Genomic DNA, 17,250 nt, shown 5'->3' with positions numbered 1-17,250 from the left:
GGCTTTCGCCAATGTCCAACGTTGATGAACAGGCGCCGTCAGCGAAGCTGCCAATCTCCCCCCAAGTGGGGGAGATGCCAATTTTTGCGAAGGGGGCAGGACAGAGGGGGCGCCTCGCTCCGCGATCAAAGGTTCTGCACCGCGGCAGCGCTCCGAGGTAACGGCATGGATCCCAGGGTCTCCGCGACGTCGCTTCGCTCCTGCTCCGCCTTGGGATGACGAAGGTGTGGTGGCCTACGGCTAATCGCAGACGTTGGAGATTGTGCAGTTGGACCGTCGACAATCCCTTTCAGGCTCGCTCTCAACCAAGTCCTCTGTGCAGAGGAACTAGGGCGTCCTTGGCGAGCCCAAAGATACGGCGCTGTCGTTGGCGAAGAAAAATCCTTTCGCAGCGCTGCATCTGGTTCCAATCGACCGTTTCTAAGCTTACGATCATTTTCGACAGTTCGCCAGCGGGTAAGGCTGATTGACCTGGGGGTCTGCGGCACATGTCATGTTACGGCGGGTTAGAAAGATATAGTCGATCTTCCTCCAGACACTGCCCTCGTCAGCAGCGCCTGCAGTCCCTGCGCCCGGCCGGGGACCGTCTTGCCCTGATGTGGCGCACACACGGCACCCCCGCGTGGACGGACGTTTGGCGATGAGCTCGAAGGACGATCCTTTCGGCCCAGCGGGCAAGACCGTTATTCGCGCACCGCGCCGGGCTGAGAAATCAGCGCCCGATCCCCAGGGGGCCGTTCCCGACGGCGGGCGCCCCGGTCCCTCGCCGGTCAAGGATTCAACGGTTTTCGATCCCGGTGTCGGTCGTCATGCACCGCCGGGCTGGACCTCCGGAACCGTGATTTATCAGGGTGCAGACCCCGGCGCAGCGGCGACAGCCGGCTCCGTTGCGGCGGCGGCGGGCATTCAGCAGGACATCCTACTGCAGGCCACGGACAGCGTCAGATATTCCGCAGCCAATCAGATCCTCGCCGCGGCCGCTCCCTTGCTGATGCTGTTTGGCCAGCTCAGGCTTATGGCTGTCGAAAGACAGGCGGAGCAACTGGCGGAACATGTCGCCGAGACGATCGAAAAATTCGACAGGACAATGGAGAAAGCCGGTGTTCCCGAAGAAGATGCACGGATCGCTAAATTTGCTCTCTGCGAAACCGCTGACGACCTCATCGGCAACTTGCCTTGGCCCAGGACAGACGCCTGGGCGCAGCACAGCATGCTGTCACAGTTCTTCCGCGTCGTGCCCACCGGCTCGGGCTTCTACCAAGCGCTGAACACTATACTGGCCGCGCCGGAGGCACACTACGATTTGCTTGAACTCATGCATGCCTGCCTGTCGCTGGGGTTCGAGGGCCAGTATCGAGGCCTTGCGCGCGAGGACAACAATCTCGAACGCGTTCGACGCGACGTCTACGAGACGCTTCGTTACTTCAGGGCGCGCGCCGACGACGACATCTCGCCCCACTGGCAAAGCCTGGCGGTCTCCAGCCCAAAATCGTCGGCCCGGTTGCCGCTCTGGGTGATTGCGGCGGCTGCGTCGGCGCTGCTGACGGCGGCATTCTTCGCATTGCGGGTCTTCATCACCAACGAGGGCGATGCCCTTGCCGGCAGGTTGCTGGCGCTCGATCCGTCGACGCCGATCGCCATCGAACGCGCCAGCGTGGTGCCGTCGGCTGCGCCGGTGAAAGTCGCTCCGCCTGTCGCCCCTACCCGTTCCCAGATCGATCGCATCCATGCGGCACTGGCCAAGACTATCGCGCGCGGCGGGCTGAGCGTCGGCACGCAGGGCAGGTTCATCATCGTGGAGATCAACAATGTCCTGCTGTTCCCGTCCGGCAGGGCCGAGATAAAACCGGAGTTTGGACCAATCGCCGCGGACATCGCCGCCGCGCTGGAACCGGAGCCCGGGCCGATCATGATCGTCGGCCACACAGACAATGTGAAGCCGCGGAAATCGAGCGAGTTCAAATCCAACTTCGACCTTTCCATCGCCCGGGCGAAGGCCGTCGCAGCTGTCATGGCGCCACGGTTCAGCAAGCCTTCCCGGGTCACCGTCGACGGCAAGGGTGAAGACGAACCGATCGCCGACAATGCGACGCCGGAAGGCCGCGCCCAGAATCGCCGTGTCGACTTGATGATCCCCAAGGAGGAAACCCTGTGAGCACGGCCATCTGGAAGCGCCCATGACGCGCTGGCTGCTGCGGATATTCAGCGCGATCGCGTTGGCCGGTTTCGCGGCAGCCGTCTGGTTTGCCGGACCGTTGATCCGCTTTGCCGATACGCGTCCGCTGGCGCCCGTCTGGCTGCGCGTGACGATCATCGGCATGATCGTTGCGATCGCGACGCTGTTTTATGGAGTGCGTTTCTGGCAAAAGCGAAAGGCGCAAAAGGCGCTCGAGACGATAGTCGCCCGCAACGACGACAGGGACGACGACTCGCAGGTGCTCGAGACTCGTATGAATGAAGCCATCGCTGCGCTCAAGCGGTCGAGCGGCAAGCGCAATTTCCTCTACGAGGTTCCCTGGTACGTCGTCATCGGCCCGCCTGGTGCCGGCAAGACAACGGCGCTGGTCAATTCCGGCCTGAATTTTCCGCTTGCCGGTTCGGGCGACGCACAGCCAGTGGCCGGCGTTGGCGGCACACGATCCTGCGACTGGTGGTTCACCGATCAGGCGGTGCTGATCGACACCGCCGGACGCTACACCACGCAGGATTCCAATGCGCAGAGCGACAAGAAGAGCTGGCTCGCCTTCTTGTCGCTGCTCAAGGGATACCGCACAAGGCAACCGATAAACGGGGTTATCCTGGCCATCAGCCTTGCCGATCTCATCAGCCTCGATGATCGGCAGCTTGACGCCCATGTCGTCGAAATACGCAGCCGTCTGCGCGAAATCCACGAAACACTGAAAATCCAGTTCCCGGTGTACCTGCTCTTCACCAAGGCCGACCTTGTCTCCGGTTTCATGGATTATTTTGGCGGTTTCGACGAGCAGCGCCGCCGCAAAGTGTGGGGCGCGACATTCCAGACCGCCGATCGCAGCAAGAACATGGCCGGTGAGGCACCGGCCGAATTCGACGCATTGGCAAAGCGCCTGGCAGAGGAGATGGCCGACCGCCTGCAGGAAGAGGCCGATCCGGTCGCGCGCATAGCCATCTTTGGCTTTCCAGCTCAATTCGACGCGCTGAAAAGCCGTATTGCCGGTTTCGTCGCCAGCATCTTCGATCCGGCCCGCAGCCAGGTGAATGTCAGCCTGCGTGGTTTCTATTTTTCGTCAGGCACGCAGGAGGGCACGCCGATCGACCAGGTGCTGGGCGCAATCGGTCGCAGTTTCGGCAGCGCTTCTCGCGCCCATCTTTCCGGCACCGGCAAAAGCTTCTTCCTGCATGATCTGCTGACCGGCGTCATTTTCGCGGAATCCGGCTGGGTTTCATACGACAAATCGGCTGAAAGGCGTGCAGCGATCGCCAGGTATGGCGGCCTTGGCGTAATAGCATTGATGGCTGCTGCGGCTCTCGGCACCCTGGCCCTGAGCTTTTCAGCCAACAGGTCGCTGATCGCTTCCACCACGCAAGCTGCAGGCCAGTATCGCGAGACGGCGGACCCGCTCCTCAAAAGCACTGAAGTCGCCGATGTCGACCTCGAAAACGTCATCGGCCCGCTCGACCAGTTGCGCGAACTGCCGGCCGGGTTCGACACCGGTGACGTGCCGACCCCGATCCAGGAGACGTTCGGCCTCAGTCAGCGGCAAAGACTGCTTTCGGCATCAAAGACAGCTTACCGGCAGGCGCTGGAGCGCATGTTCCGCTCGCGCCTGCTGCTTCAGGCCGAACGGACGATCCAGGCCAGGATGGCCGATCCCACCGCGCTCTACGAACCGCTGAAGATCTACATGATGCTTGGCGGCAAGGCGCCCAAGGTCGACGACGAGTTGATCGTGTCCTGGATGAAGCAGGACTGGGAGCAGAACCGGTATCCGGGTGAGAACAACCGCGAGGGACGGGCGCAACTCGAAAAGCATCTGCGGGCCATGCTTGCACTGGACGACGCCTATGATCCGGTTTTCGAACTCAACCAGCCGCTTGTCGAAGCCGCCCAACGCTCGCTCGGACGCATGAGCCTTGCCGATCGTGCCTCTGCCTTGGTCAAGTCGGCGGTATACGCCGCGGCGCTGGACGATTTTTCCGTCTCCGTCAAAGGCGGCCCGGAAGCGCAGCTGTTGTTCGAACGTGTCGATGGCGGCGATCTGTCAGGCCTTCGCGTTCCCGGTATCTATACCTATGGCGGCTTCAACGACTTCTATCTTGGGCAACTCTCGCGCATTGCGCAGATGCTTGTCGATGACCAGTGGGTTCTCGGCGGCGGCGCCGAGCAAGGCGGCATCGACCAGGAATTGACAAAACTCGGTCCCGAACTTGTCGAGCGCTATGGCAGGGAGTTCGCCGCGGCGTGGAACGGCGTTCTCGACAGACTGAAGTTCAAGGCAATGCTGGAGGACAACTATATCGCGCTCTCCGCCGCCGCGTCACCAAGCTCGCCAATCGACCAGCTTTTTACGGCAATAGCCGACGAAACAGCGCTGACGCGAGAAGCTGGTTCCAGCGAAGAGTCAGGCTCCGAGGCCGAAGCCGGCATGCTTCAAACCCAGCCGCAAAACGCTGCAGATGTCGCCAGCGGATTGGCCCGCATCGGCATTCAAATCGCCAGCGGCAAATCGCAAAGCCGGGCCGGCACGGGGTCCGCTCGCGCGCAAAACCAGAACCCCGGGGCGAACATCGAAGCGCAATTCAGATCATTTCAGGCTTTGGTGAACGGTCCCACTGGGCGCCGCCCCATCGATGCACTGACCCAGAATTTCCGCGACATCCATCAAAGTCTGCAATTGGCGGCCGATGTCCCTTCGCAAACGGAACGCGCCAACATGAATCTGCAGCTGCAGATTTCCACGCTTCGCGCCAATGTCTCGCGGCTGCCCAAGCAACTCGCCCGAATGGTTACTGCGACCGCCGACGAGCTTGACGGCAACGTCGCAGAAACCTCGCAGACCAATTTGAACCAGCTGCTCGACCAGACGGTGACGCGCGCCTGCGAGGAAATGGTCGAGGGCCGTTATCCCTTCGCCAGCGATGGCCCGGAGGATATTGCGATGGCGGATTTCGCGAAACTGTTCGCTCCAGGCGGCCTGATGGACCGGTTCTTCGCACAGAATCTCGCATCGCTGATCGACATGACCGGCCAGGACTGGAACTGGAAGCAGGATGCGCGTTTCGGGCGCGACCTGTCGAAGTCGACCTTGAAAAGCTTCCAGCTGGCGGCGGAAATCCGCAACGCCTTTTTTCCTTCAGGTGGTTCGGTGCCGTCGGTCAGTGTCACCTTTACGCCGTTTTCACTGCATGGCGATGCCGATACGGCGATACTCGACGTCGATGGCCAGATCGTCCAAAGCAACCAGGCCGGCAACGCGCCAACCACGGTGACCTGGCCGAGCGGCATGGCCTCCGCGTCGGCGAGCCTGAGCCTCATTCCGGAGATGCCGGGCCGTGAATCCGCGATCAAGTTCGACGGTCCGTGGGCACTGAAGCGCCTGCTGGACAAGGCCGATATCACCGGCACCGGCGGCAACACGCAAGCCCGCTTCGTGATCGGCGGACGCGATGTCGCCTATACGGTCCAGGCCAGTTCGGACCAAATCCCTCTCTTGCTTCCTGCGCTTTCCGGGTTCAGCTGTCCAAAGGCGTTTTGAGATGAGCTCTAGATTTTCCAATACGGTGCGGCCGTCCATCGGCAACAGATGGGCGGACGTTTATTTCGATACTCTAACGTTCGAGCCTGTGGCAAACTGGCGCGAGCGAGCGCCTGACGGCGCGCCGCAGAGGACGCTCGAGAAGCGCTTGGTGGCAAAGTGAACAATGTCGCCCTCCCCTTTGAAAGTTTCGGCGTCAGCCACAAAGGCTGTGTCCGTGAGCTCAACGAAGACAGCTATCTGGTCGAGCCGGACACCGGCCTGTGGGTGGTGGCCGATGGCATGGGTGGACACGATGCCGGGGAAGTCGCTTCGGCCAGCATCGTCGATCACCTGGCAACGATCGGCATTGCAAGCTCTGCACCGGATCTGCGCGCCCGCTTCGAGGACCGGCTGAGCCGGGCCAATGCCGAAATCCGCAGGATATCACAATCCCGTGGCGTAACCATTGGCTCCACTGTCGCCGCCCTGCTGGCGATGGATGGGCGGTTTGCCTGCCTGTGGGCAGGCGACAGTCGCGTCTACCTGATCCGCAACGGCTCGATCTCGCAGATTTCGAAGGACCATACCGAAGTCCAGGAACTTCTCGACAAGGGCATGATCAGCGCAGCCGAAGCGCTCGCCTGGCCGCGCCGCAACGTCATCACGCATGCGGTCGGCGTCAGCGACGAGGTCGTGATCGATTTCCAGCAAGGCGAAATCATGCCGGGCGACATATTCGTGCTGAGCACCGACGGGCTGACAGCGCATGTCACAGACGCCGAGATCGAGGCGGCGGCGGTGTCGGCGACGCCTCAGGCGGCATGCGAAAACCTGCTGCAGATAGTGCTGGCGCGCGGGGGAACGGACAATGTCACGATCGTGCTCGTCAAGATCGGAGACGGGCGCAATGGGGCCTATCCCGGTCCTTCCAGAGCGGAAGGCTGAGGCTGATGAGCGCCGACGACAAGACGCGGATATCGCCTGACGTGGCCAGCACAGCGGTCGGCACGCAACTCAGCGGCATCTATGAACTGGACGAGCGGATCGCATTCGGTGGCATGGGCGAAGTCTACCGTGGCCACAACATCCAGACCGGCGACCATGTCGCCATCAAGATCGTATTGCCCGAGTTCGCCCGTGACCAGACGATCCTGTCGCTGTTCCGCAAGGAAGCGACGATCCTCAATCATTTGTCGCACGACGCGGTCGTGCGATATCACGTCTTCACGATCGACCCCGGTATCGGCCGCCCCTACCTTGCCATGGAATTCGTCGACGGCCAATCGCTGTTCGATATCATGCGAAATGGCCCGATGCCGACGGAAGACGTGCGCAAGCTCTGCCATCGTCTGGCTTCCGGCTTGAACGCCGTGCACCAGGCGGGAGCAATACACCGTGACCTCTCCCCGGATAACATCATCCTGCCGGGAGGCCGGGTCGATCGCGCAAAGATCATCGATTTTGGCATCGCGCGATCGGCGACCGTCGGCGGCGAGACGCTGATCGGCGGAAAGTTCGCGGGAAAGTACAACTATGTTTCTCCCGAGCAACTCGGGCTGTACAGCGGCGATGTCAGTGAGCAATCCGACATCTACAGCCTGGGCCTGGTGCTGGCCGCTGCTCTGCGCGGGAAACCGATCGACATGAGCGGCTCCCAGTTCGAGATCGTGGAAAAACGCCGAACCGTTCCGGACCTCTCCGACATCGACGCCGATTTTCGTGGAATTGTCGAGGCCATGCTGCAGCCGGATCCACAAGACCGGCCGATCAGCATGGCCGATATCGCCAGGGCGACACGTGACGACACGGACGAGGAGACAAGGCCGCCAACGTCGATCACACCGCGCGAGCGGACGCCGCGAACCGGGGGAACCGCCGCGCCTGGCCCCAAGCTTCCCGGCCCCAGGCTGGCCGGTCCCAAGATGGCCGGTCCCAAGCTGGCAAGTCAGCCTCCGGCGGCTGCCGGTGAGCAGCGCTTCGTTCCGCATGTCCGGCCCGCACTTCTGTCCGAGCCAAGGCCTTCGCCAGCTGCCGGTCCTGCTCGGGCTGTCTCGCCAAAGGTCCCGGCAAAGTCGGCCAAGACCCGATCGATCGCAATCGCTGCGATGGCGATATTGGCTGTCGCGTCGGGTGCAGGCGTTTACCTGGGCGGCGTGATGACGCCTTCCACGCCGACCGTCGGCGACACCTCGTTTTTGTGGCCAAAAGCATCCAAACCGGTCCCGACGGACAGCGCTGCAAATTCGCCGGGCGATGAGCCGGCAAAGGCAGTTCCACCCGATCAGTCACAAACAGAAGCCACTGCGCCGCCAGCCGAAAGTCAGGCAGGTGCGGCGGCGAATCAAAAGTTGGAGCCGGCACGGCCCGCCGAAGTCCTCTCACCATCCGAGGAAACCTCGGAGCCGGCGGCAGCCGCGGAAAGATCGGAGCCGGCGGCAGCCGAGGCGCAGCCGCCAGTTGAAAGTCCGGCAGATGCCGGGGCGGATCAAAGCTTGCAGCCGACGCGGCCCGCCGAAGTCCTCTCGCCGACGGAGGAAACCCCGGAGCGGGCGGCAGCCGAGGACACTTCGGAGCCGGCGGCAGCCGAGTCGCCATCGCCAGCTGAAAATCGGGCAGATGCCGCGGCGGATCAAAGCTTGGAGCCGACACGGCCCGCCGAAGTCCTTTCGCCAACCGAGGAAACCCCGGAGCCGATCCCGCCGCGCATCCAGGTCGCGCCAATGCCACCGGCCGACAAGGCCTCGCCGCCCGCAGCGGTCCAGCCCGAAATGATGGAGAGCCGGAAGCCCGATCAGCCGGCCAGCCAGCACGCGCGGGCCGAAAACCAGACGGATGATGCGAACGCAAAACGGCAGCAGTACGAGCCGGCGCCAGGCAAACAGCCGGGCGAAGCCACTGTTGCCTTGAACGTGCCGAAACCGGAACTGGAATTGCCGCCGAAAAATGGCCTCGACCCCGCTGCGCAACGGGTCTCCTGGGTGCGGGACTTCAACGGCGGCGACTGTTTCTATGCGACGTTGACGTCGGTAACCGAGGCCGCCGTCGCCATCGAAGGATTGGGCACAGAGATCCAGCCGTTCGAACGAATGCTGTCCGATTTCCAGGCAAAATTCCGTGTCGAACCGGACATCAGCGTCCGCCTCATTGAGCCGGCTCAATGCGAAGTCACCAACTTTCTGCGCTTTCTGGACCAGATGCCGGCTGACAAGCCGCAGCTTGTTCTCGATCGAACGACGGTGCCGAGCGGCTCGCCGATCGGCGGCACGCTGGTGACGCAGGGCGGCCTGATTTCCAGCGTGCTGCTGATCGACCACAGGGGCATGGCATTCAGCCTCGACGATCTTATGCTGGCGCAAGCCGGCAAGGCGACCTTCAACATCCCGATCGATCTCGGCGCAGCCGACAAGGCGGCCGGCAAGGTCGTGCCGCAGATCATAATGGTGATCACGGGCCCACAGGATATTCAGGCTGCGGCGTTCTCTGCGCCGACACCAGCCGCGCTGCTGTTGCCCAAAATTCTCGACGAGATCGACGCCAACCGAGCTGAGTACTCCGCAACGGCAAAGTATTTTCGGCTCGGCGGGTAGCATGGACGCCGATGGCCCACCGCCGCTCGCGCTTTTCCTTCCTGCCCGCTGTGCCGCCCAACAATCAGCGTGACCGGCTTCGCGGCCTGCTTGCCCTGACAGGCCGTATCAGACTTGTGGCCATGTTGGGCGCGACATTGCTGGCTCTCCTGTCGTCCCACGAAGCGCGCGCCGAATTCACCGTCTGCAATCAGACGCTCGACGTCGTCAATCTCGCTGTCGGCCAAAAGGTCGACAATGCGGACCAGACCGATGGCTGGTGGACCATCGGCGCAAATCAGTGCGTGAACGTCATCCGCGAGGAACTCACCAACCGCTACATCTACATCTATGCGACGGACGTTTTTGGCCACGCGACCCTGACCGGGTCGACCGAAATGTGCATCGACCGGCGGCGTTTCTCGATACGCGGCATCGATGAATGCTGGCAGCGCGGCCATATCGCCGCACGATTTCTCGAAGTCGATACGCTTGAACAGGTGCGGTGGACCTTTTTTCTGACCGGAAGCAATCCGTGACGCACAGTATCGACACAAGCTTCAGGCTGAAAAAGCAGGCGCGCGCCGCCCTGCGCAGACGCAGGCTCTGGCGCAGGCTTCTTGCCGGTCTTGCTGTGGCTGTCCTGTTGTCGATCGCTGCCGGCTTCTATCTCACCGCGGATTATTGGTCGTTTGGCGACGAAGATGAGGAGTTGCACGCCGTCGAGGGAACCGACGATGTGCCAGCCGACGCATCTGTCTATGTGCCTGCCATCATCGATCTCGCAGGCGACCCGATGTGGATCACCCTTGCGCCCGACACCGGCGGCGCAACAAAAAGCCAAGTGATCCCGCGGCCGGCAGAACTCGATCAGGCCGGCGTTTCTCCGCAGATCGAAATTCTGTCCGACGTGATGCTTAGCGCCAGCGAAAAGTTCATGACGACGATACCGTCGACGCAAGAAGATTTCGCCTTCTTCCAGGCGCAGCGACAGACCGCGCCGGCGCCATCCAACGAGCTGCAAAACGATGTTCAGCCACCGCCCGTTCCAAACGAGGCTCCGGTTGCTTCGGACCCGCAGGGGGATACCGATGATGCCGAAGCAGGTTGGGGCGAAACAATCGATTCAGGCGAGGCAGCCCTTCCCGCGTTCCAGAAAACCCAGATCGAAAACAACACCAGCGTTGCAAATGTCATCAGTGAACATCAACGCTACGAGGCTACCGAGGACATTTTCGTAAAGATCCTCAACGACCGCAGCCTGGACAGCGTTGCGCTGGATGCGCATTTCTCCGCCGAGGATGCCAGGCTGGCAGGCGAGGCCCTGAAGGCGCTTTTCAATCGGGAGAGCCTTGAGCCAGGTCATGTCGTCGCCATGCGCGGTTTCAGGCCGACGCGCGAGACGACAACCATGTCCCTCATGCAGGTTTCGATCTACGCCAGGAACGTATTTGTCGGCACGCTGACGCGCAATGCCGCCGGTGTGTTTGTGTCTGGTGTCGACCCCTGGGTTCGCGAAGACCTATTCAACTACTCGGGCGCACAGGCGCAAGGTACGCACAAAAGGCAATACCGGCTGCTCGACGCGATCTACTCGACAGCAGCGCGCAACAAGGTTCCAACCGGCGTGATCGGAGAAGCGATCATGTATCTGTCGCGAGGACAGGATCTGGATGCCTTCGCCAGCGAAGACCAGCGTCTGGTCCTGATCTATTCGCAAAAACCGCGTGGCAAGGAAGAGACGGCCGGACGGGTGCTGTATGTTGGCGTCCGGGGTAGCGAAAAAAGCCTTGACTGTTTCGTGTTCCAGCAGACCGACGGCCAGTTTGCATGCGTCAGCGGCGACGATCAGGTTCGCTCGCTGACAGTCGCCAATGGCATGGTCACCCCGGTCAACGGGGTCATGACCTCGACTTTCGGCCCACGCAAGCACCCAATCCTCGGAACCGTTCGCATCCACAAGGGCGTCGATTGGGCGGCGCCTCTGGGCACGCCGATAGCCGCCGCCTTCGACGGCGAAATCGTCTTTCAGGGCGATGGAAGTGGTTACGGCAATTTGGTGAAGATCTCGCACGGAAACGGCAGCGAGACGCGCTATGCGCATATGCAGAAATTCGCGGATAAGGCCGGTGTCGGCGCGAAGGTGAAGGCAGGCGATATCATTGGCTACATCGGCACCACCGGTCTTTCGACCGGGCCGCACCTGCATTTCGAACTCTATCGCAATGGGCAGGCGATCGATCCGCTGGGCACGGTTACGGCAATCGCGACGGACGCTTCCGCTGTCGAAACGCTGACCGAGCGTATCGTTCAAGTCGAAAGTGGCGGCAAAGCCCGCGCCAAGAACCCGCTTTCTTCGGCAACCGGCGCCGGTCAGTTCATAACCAGGACGTGGATCCGAATGATGAACACCTACCGCCCCGAGCTGGCGCGGACACTGTCAACCGCCGACCTGCTCGCTCTGCGTTTTGACGCCACCATCTCGCGCGAGATGGTCAGCAATCTGGCGCGCGAAGGCGAAGCCTATCTTCGGGCACGCGGCCACCAGATCACAGCCGGCCGGCTTTATCTCTGCCATTTCCTGGGGATGGAAGGCGCCCATCAAGTGTTGTCGTCGCCGGGCTCGGCGCAATTGAGCGCCGTGCTCGGATCGGCCGTCATTCAGGCCAACCCGTTTCTCACCGGCAAGTCCGCCAGCTATGTCGTGAGCTGGGCCGAAAGGAAAATGGGGCGGAAGCTGAGCCCGGCGATGGTTGAAGTGAGCCAACAGACAACGACAACGACGGAAGTCCGGCAGACATCGCCCGAGTTCGAAAAATACAAGCAGGCGATCACGGCTATGGTGAGTTCCGTTCAGAATGCGCTGTGAGCCAGCATCCCGCTCTATCTATTTGTTCTAGCCGCATTTCTGCTACGCGTGGCGGTAATAGCGCGCTCTTGCCTTCTCCCCTTGTGGGAGAAGGTGGATTGGCGCGCAGCGCCAAGACGGTTGAGGGGTGTTGGCCGGAGTGCTGTCGCAAGTGATTACACTTGGCTGCAAAATGGTCCAGCGCACCCGCGCCAGCTACTCGGTCCTTATCCGCATTTCCACCCGGCGGTTTACCGGATCGAATGGATTGGGGTTGCGCGGATTGGCTTCGCCCAGGCCGGTCGCTTTGATGCGGGCAGGATCGATGCCGTTGGAGGTGAGGAAGGTTGTTACCGATCTGGCTCTGCGTTCCGACAGCCCCTCATTGTAGCGCTCCGAGCCGGTTGCATCTGTGTGACCCTCGACAACGAAGTTCAAAGTGCTCAGTCGGCTGTCCTTCAGTGCCTTGGCGAACTCGTCCAGTTCAGCACGCGCAGTCGCATCGAGTTCCGCAGAATCAAGGCCGAAATTGATCAGCATGTCGAGGCTGGTTTTTTCGGCAGGCGCTGCCTTGTTCTTGCTGTTGCACTCTTCTTCGGTGCCGACGCAAATTCCACGCGGCGGGCCGAGCTCGCTCGCCGCGTCAAAAAACTTCACGATGTCTTCTGATTTCTGAAGTGGATCAGCAAAAGCGTGGGTCGAATAAAACGCGACCGTAAACACGAAGGCTAAACTGCCCAACCGCATAACGGTTACTCCTGTCTTGAGCATCGATTTCATCGACTGCGGACAATACCAAATTGCGAAGCGGTTGTCTGTCAATAAACGTCAAGCATACGAGTGGTGGAGTGCAGTTGCATCTTGCTGGGGATTGGAGACTTGACCCGCCCTGTCCATGGCTTCAGTGTCGATTGTTCGCTGGGGAAAGCGTGGCGCCATGGCCAATGAGCTTCGATTCAAAACGGCACGGGACCTTTTCATGGCCTGCCCCGCTGTTTCCAGGGACATGGTGGCACTTCCGACCGAACAGCCTTCAATCGAATTTTGCCGCGCCCTGCTGGCCGGGCGGGTGCCAGAGGAGGCGATTACGTTCTGTGCCTATCTGCTTCCCGCGCGGGCTGCGGTGTGGTGGGCCCATGAATGCCTGAGCCACCTCACCGTTCTGCTCGACAGCAGGGATCAGGAATTGCTCGCGGTTGTTCGTGACTGGGTCAGCGAACCGGAGAGCCCTCACCATAGCCCGGAAGTGAGCGAGGCTGCGGCAATGCCGCCAACAACGCCGGCCGCCTGGATTGCCCTGGCTGCAGGACGGCATGGCAACGGTTCAGTTATGGGGGCGCCAGCGCTATCGGCCTTGCCGCCAGCCGCCCGCGCGGTGAGTGCGGGGGTTCTGGCCGGACTGGCACGTGTTGCGTTGGAGGACCGCTTTTCAGTTCTTTGCGCGTTTGTCGAAATGGGCATCCAGTTGGCAGAGACAGAGGCGCTGCGCCAATCAGCGGATGCGAGTTAAACCGTAGCCCGGACCCGCAAGCGGGATACGTTCAAATTGAACTGAGAATCCGGCTCTATCTCTTTGATTAAGCCGCATTCCTGCGACGCCAAGCGGTTCCACTTGGCTGCAGAACGCTCTGAATTAGTTGCCTGGCTAACCTGCAGCCGCCATTCACCGTTATCCCCAGCCGCCGCCTCCTCCGCCGCCGCTCCCGCCGCTCCCGCCACTTCCGCCACCCCCGCCTCGTCCCGAAGAAGGAATGATTACGGGAGGTGGGGCAGCAGGCTCGTCCGCGACCGGTTTGACCACTTTCCTGGCGGCCACCGGTTTGGGAGCCGGGTTGACGACCTTCCGCGGCGCCGGGGCTCTGCGAACGACCTTCGGCGCCGGCGCGGGCGTCGCCATCAGCGGCGTCGGTTGAAGGGGTGGCCAGGATGTGCAGCCCATGATCCCCGCCAAGGCGATGGACAGAGTTATCCCGATTGTTGCCTGCTTCCGATTTCTGCCCACCATTGCCTCCTTGTTGATCAGAACAAATCCCGACGCGGATTGGCTTGTTCCCAGACCGCCCTCGCCACTTTGACCAGTTGCTTGTCGACAGAACCGCTCAACGGAATCTTCGACTTGAGTTCCCCACGCAGTTGCTTCAACGCCGCCGCTTTCGGCTTGGTCCCGAATTGCGCCAACGTCGCCCGGGCGTCGGGCAGTTCATTGCGAAGATCGAGCGCAACTGTGAATGCCAGGAAACGCACGGCGACGGCCTGGTCGGCCTTGTCGCCCTTTTGCATCTCGAGGGCCGCGCGATCATAAGCGCCGGACTGGTCACCGCGCGATGTTGCCAGTTCAAACAGACGTTGGGCTTCATCAAGGTTCTGCTCCACGCCAACGCCATCACGGTACATGCGCGCAAGACTGCCCGGCGCATAGGGTTGGCCGAGGTCGATGGCCTTCTGAAAAAGCGCCAGCGCAGCCTTCGGATCCTTCTCGACGCCCCGGCCGCTGAGGTAATTGCGACCGAGCAAGTTCATCGAATACATGTCCTGGCGCTGGACGCCGGCCTTGAGGAAGGCAACGGCACGGGCCTGGTCGGCGGGCACGCCGTTGCGGCCTTCGGTGAAGATCGCGCCGAGATCGTTCATGGCATAGGTGTGCCCCATCGCCGCCGCCTTGAGCAGCAGGTCCAGCCCCTTGCCGGTGTCGCGCTCGACACCGTAGCCATGGAACAAGGCACGGCCCCACGACGTCATCCCGTAGGGATCGCCCTTGTCGGCCGCAGCGGCGTAGAAGGTGTTGGCCTGCTTGCGGTCGGCAGCCAGGCCCGTTCCCGTCGCGTAGAGGTAGCCGAGCTCGAACACCGCGCGCACGTGCCCCCTGTCGGCGGCCTGCTGGATGGCTTTCCTGGCCTGGTCCACCTTGCCGGCTGCAAGCAGCGCGCGTCCCAGTTCATAACGGAAGCGGGCGACATCGGGATACGCCTTCACCGCAGCTTCGCACAGCTTCACCGCGTCGGCGCCGATTTCATTTGGCAGCAGGCCGGGAACGACGCCCTGAAGGTCGAGAGGCTCGCCGGCAGCCAGGTCGCACGGATCGACGCTCGGCGACAGTTTCATCTTGGCGGGTTTGGCTGCTCCGCTGTCCGCCCGAATTTCGAAGGCGATCTCGACCGGTGCGCTGGCTCCGATCTGGGGTTCATAGCGCAGCCCCTCGACTTCGCCGACCGTCAAGCTCGATTCGGGCGACAGGGTCCGATCCGGCAGGGAGAGCGTCCCCGTTGCCGGATAGTTTGTGACTTTCAGGCTGACGGCCGCATCGTCTGTCGGGACGTCGAGGTTCAGGGCAACGGCGCCGACGCCGACCGGAACGTCGACGTCCCGGTTCTCGATCGCCTCGGCCGCACCGGTGACATGAATGCCGCGCTGCAGCACCTGCTGCTTCTGCTCGGCTTCGAGCGAGGCCATCACCTGTTCGCCCTCGGCTCCTTCGCCGCTCTTGACCCGGAACACCAGCATGCCCTTGGCTTCGCCGCCCCAACTGTCGCGTGCGGCGTAGGCCAGCATATCCATCTCTTCCGGCTCGCCAGTTCCCTTGGGGACATCCAACTGCAAACGCGGCAGATCCTTGCCCTGGATCAGGTCTCCCGCCTCGATGACCTTGCCGTCCAGCATCAGGCGTCCCAGGGCGGGTGGTCTTTCGATGCTGACGGTTATTGTCCCGCCATCGACCTGGACCGGTTCGGGAAGGTTCAGATCGATGGGGCCTGCCCCGGACAGCACGACCTTCTCCAACACCGGCGGCAGCGATGGGCGGCTGATGCGACGCATCAGAACGACTTCGTCGATCAGCGAAGAGTTCTCCCAGGGAACCTGCAGGCCCTTGGTAGCCTCAACCACATCCCGGCGGACGGCCGACATGACCGTGCGGATCTCCTGGTTCGGGGCGAGCGCGCGACGAGAAAACGCCGATGAAAAAGGACTGAGGTCGCCGGCGCCGTCATAGGCGACCGCGCCGGGTTCGGTGGCGAAAGCGATCAGTGTATTCAGTGAGCTTCTTACTTGCGCAAGGCCGGTGCCGCTGGCGGTAAGAAGCTGGTCCCTGAGCCAATAGTCCTTGCGAGGGAATGGATTGTTGCGGCAGGCATCGAGGATGATCACCTGGATCTTCGATTTCGAACGCATCTGCTGCAGCACATCGTTCAGCTTGATTGCCTGGACCTCGACGTCCGCCGCATCTTTCAACGAGGCATCGACAGGGATCAGGAAATTTTCGCCGCCGATCTGAAAGCCGTGGCCGGAATAGTAGACGACAGCCACATCCGCGCCGTCCACGGCGGCAAGATAGTTGCGGAACTGATCTTCAAATTGCAGCTTTGTAAGATTGCTTGCAACGAAAACATCAAAACCAGCCGCTCGAAACGTGTTGGACACGTCCACCACATCCTTGGCCGGGTTCTTGAGGGCCGAGATTTCCTGGTAATCGGAGTTGCCGATTACAAAGGCGACCCTTCGTTCGACTGCAGAAGCGTCGAAAGTCGCGACGCTTGCGAGCATCAGGGCCGCAACGAATCCGCAACGTCGGAGCATGGCAAATCCCTTAACCGTCGTTACCTGGCGACCACAAGAACACAGCTTGCAGTGCCAAGGTCCGTTAGAGAGCATGCTATCTGCCGAGACAGAAAAGAGAGAAAAGCCGTCGCGACAGCGGTATATTCCTCACTTGATCGATCCCTAAATTACATCAGAGCCCGAGTGTCCGCAATGATCGTCAAAAGGTTTCTCAACTATTTGCCCGTGGTCGATTTGGCCCCCCTCGGACCAGGCGCGGCCGGCATACCCTTGACTTGCGAACGCATCACGCGTCAGGGCGCCTGAGGTTTTCCACTGCTAATGTCGGCCTGCCCCTGATTTTTACTAGCCACCATTTCCGCGACTCAATTAGCGTCTGCTTATGGAGCACCGGCACGCCATTCGACGGATCAAGGAAGGGCTTTGGGAGGTCTATGACATAGACGACAATAGGGTTGTCTTCGCAGACGGGGTGGCTCTGACAAATTTGCAGGATGAGGAGGCACTCGACGCCCTGGAGTTGCTAAAAAGTGGATTCCTGGTTCCGAGCAGCGCTCCCGCGAGA

The 17,250-nt window shown here is 61.6% G+C and carries 9 protein-coding genes; 7 read left to right on the top strand and 2 right to left on the bottom strand.

What is annotated here, in order from left to right; translation table 11 throughout:
• Nucleotides 1-640 precede the first annotated feature (640 nt).
• From tssL to AC0L2A_RS02105, 6 genes are all read left to right on the top strand, one after another.
• Nucleotides 641-2,155 (top strand): type VI secretion system protein TssL, long form, encoded by a 1,515-nt coding sequence (gene tssL / locus AC0L2A_RS02130; RefSeq protein ID WP_473607305.1) that lies wholly within the window; start codon nucleotides 641-643, stop codon nucleotides 2,153-2,155.
• A gap of 22 nt (nucleotides 2,156-2,177) precedes the next feature.
• Complete coding sequence (tssM, locus tag AC0L2A_RS02125; protein WP_473607304.1) at nucleotides 2,178-5,735, top strand: type VI secretion system membrane subunit TssM; 3,558 nt, start codon at nucleotides 2,178-2,180, stop codon at nucleotides 5,733-5,735.
• A gap of 159 nt (nucleotides 5,736-5,894) precedes the next feature.
• Complete coding sequence (locus AC0L2A_RS02120) at nucleotides 5,895-6,662, top strand: PP2C family protein-serine/threonine phosphatase (protein ID WP_473607303.1); 768 nt, start codon at nucleotides 5,895-5,897, stop codon at nucleotides 6,660-6,662.
• Nucleotides 6,663-6,667: 5 nt separating this feature from the next.
• Nucleotides 6,668-9,304, top strand: coding sequence for a serine/threonine-protein kinase (locus AC0L2A_RS02115; RefSeq protein WP_473607302.1), 2,637 nt, complete (start codon nucleotides 6,668-6,670; stop codon nucleotides 9,302-9,304).
• A gap of 11 nt (nucleotides 9,305-9,315) precedes the next feature.
• Nucleotides 9,316-9,822: a DUF1036 domain-containing protein gene (locus AC0L2A_RS02110; RefSeq protein ID WP_473607301.1), complete on the top strand. Its 507-nt coding sequence runs from the start codon at nucleotides 9,316-9,318 to the stop codon at nucleotides 9,820-9,822.
• Nucleotides 9,819-12,152, top strand: coding sequence for a M23 family metallopeptidase (locus tag AC0L2A_RS02105; RefSeq protein ID WP_473607300.1), 2,334 nt, complete (start codon nucleotides 9,819-9,821; stop codon nucleotides 12,150-12,152). Before AC0L2A_RS02110 ends, AC0L2A_RS02105 begins: the two co-directional genes overlap by 4 nt.
• Nucleotides 12,153-12,347: 195 nt before the next feature.
• Here AC0L2A_RS02105 and AC0L2A_RS02100 read toward each other — a convergent pair whose 3' ends face one another.
• Nucleotides 12,348-12,878 carry an OmpA family protein gene (locus AC0L2A_RS02100; protein ID WP_473517012.1) on the bottom strand — a complete coding sequence of 177 codons (531 nt, stop codon included), beginning with the start codon at nucleotides 12,876-12,878 and terminating at the stop codon, nucleotides 12,348-12,350.
• A gap of 190 nt (nucleotides 12,879-13,068) precedes the next feature.
• On the opposite strand from AC0L2A_RS02100, the gene AC0L2A_RS02095 reads away from it, so the two are divergent.
• Entirely contained in the window at nucleotides 13,069-13,641 is a 573-nt protein-coding gene (locus AC0L2A_RS02095; RefSeq protein ID WP_473607299.1) for a DUF6931 family protein, read from the top strand.
• A gap of 509 nt (nucleotides 13,642-14,150) precedes the next feature.
• Here the strand turns inward: AC0L2A_RS02095 and AC0L2A_RS02090 are convergent.
• Nucleotides 14,151-16,670: a caspase family protein gene (locus AC0L2A_RS02090; protein ID WP_473607298.1), complete on the bottom strand. Its 2,520-nt coding sequence runs from the start codon at nucleotides 16,668-16,670 to the stop codon at nucleotides 14,151-14,153.
• Nucleotides 16,671-17,250 lie beyond the last annotated feature (580 nt).

It is taken from the genome of Mesorhizobium sp. WSM4844 (genome assembly GCF_055811775.1).
Note: the sequence above shows the minus strand (reverse complement) of the source record. Positions and strands in the feature narration are given on the sequence as shown.

What these genes read in the sequence shown, in the direction of transcription:
- tssL (WP_473607305.1), top strand. Translation starts at nt 641, where the DNA reads ATGAGCTCGAAGGACGATCCTTTCGGCCCAGCGGGCAAGACCGTTATT.
- AC0L2A_RS02095 (WP_473607299.1), top strand. Translation starts at nt 13,069, where the DNA reads ATGGCCAATGAGCTTCGATTCAAAACGGCACGGGACCTTTTCATGGCC.
- AC0L2A_RS02100 (WP_473517012.1), bottom strand. Translation starts at nt 12,878, where the DNA reads ATGCGGTTGGGCAGTTTAGCCTTCGTGTTTACGGTCGCGTTTTATTCG.
- AC0L2A_RS02110 (WP_473607301.1), top strand. Translation starts at nt 9,316, where the DNA reads ATGGCCCACCGCCGCTCGCGCTTTTCCTTCCTGCCCGCTGTGCCGCCC.
- AC0L2A_RS02090 (WP_473607298.1), bottom strand. Translation starts at nt 16,670, where the DNA reads ATGCTCGCAAGCGTCGCGACTTTCGACGCTTCTGCAGTCGAACGAAGG.
- AC0L2A_RS02115 (WP_473607302.1), top strand. Translation starts at nt 6,668, where the DNA reads ATGAGCGCCGACGACAAGACGCGGATATCGCCTGACGTGGCCAGCACA.
- tssM (WP_473607304.1), top strand. Translation starts at nt 2,178, where the DNA reads ATGACGCGCTGGCTGCTGCGGATATTCAGCGCGATCGCGTTGGCCGGT.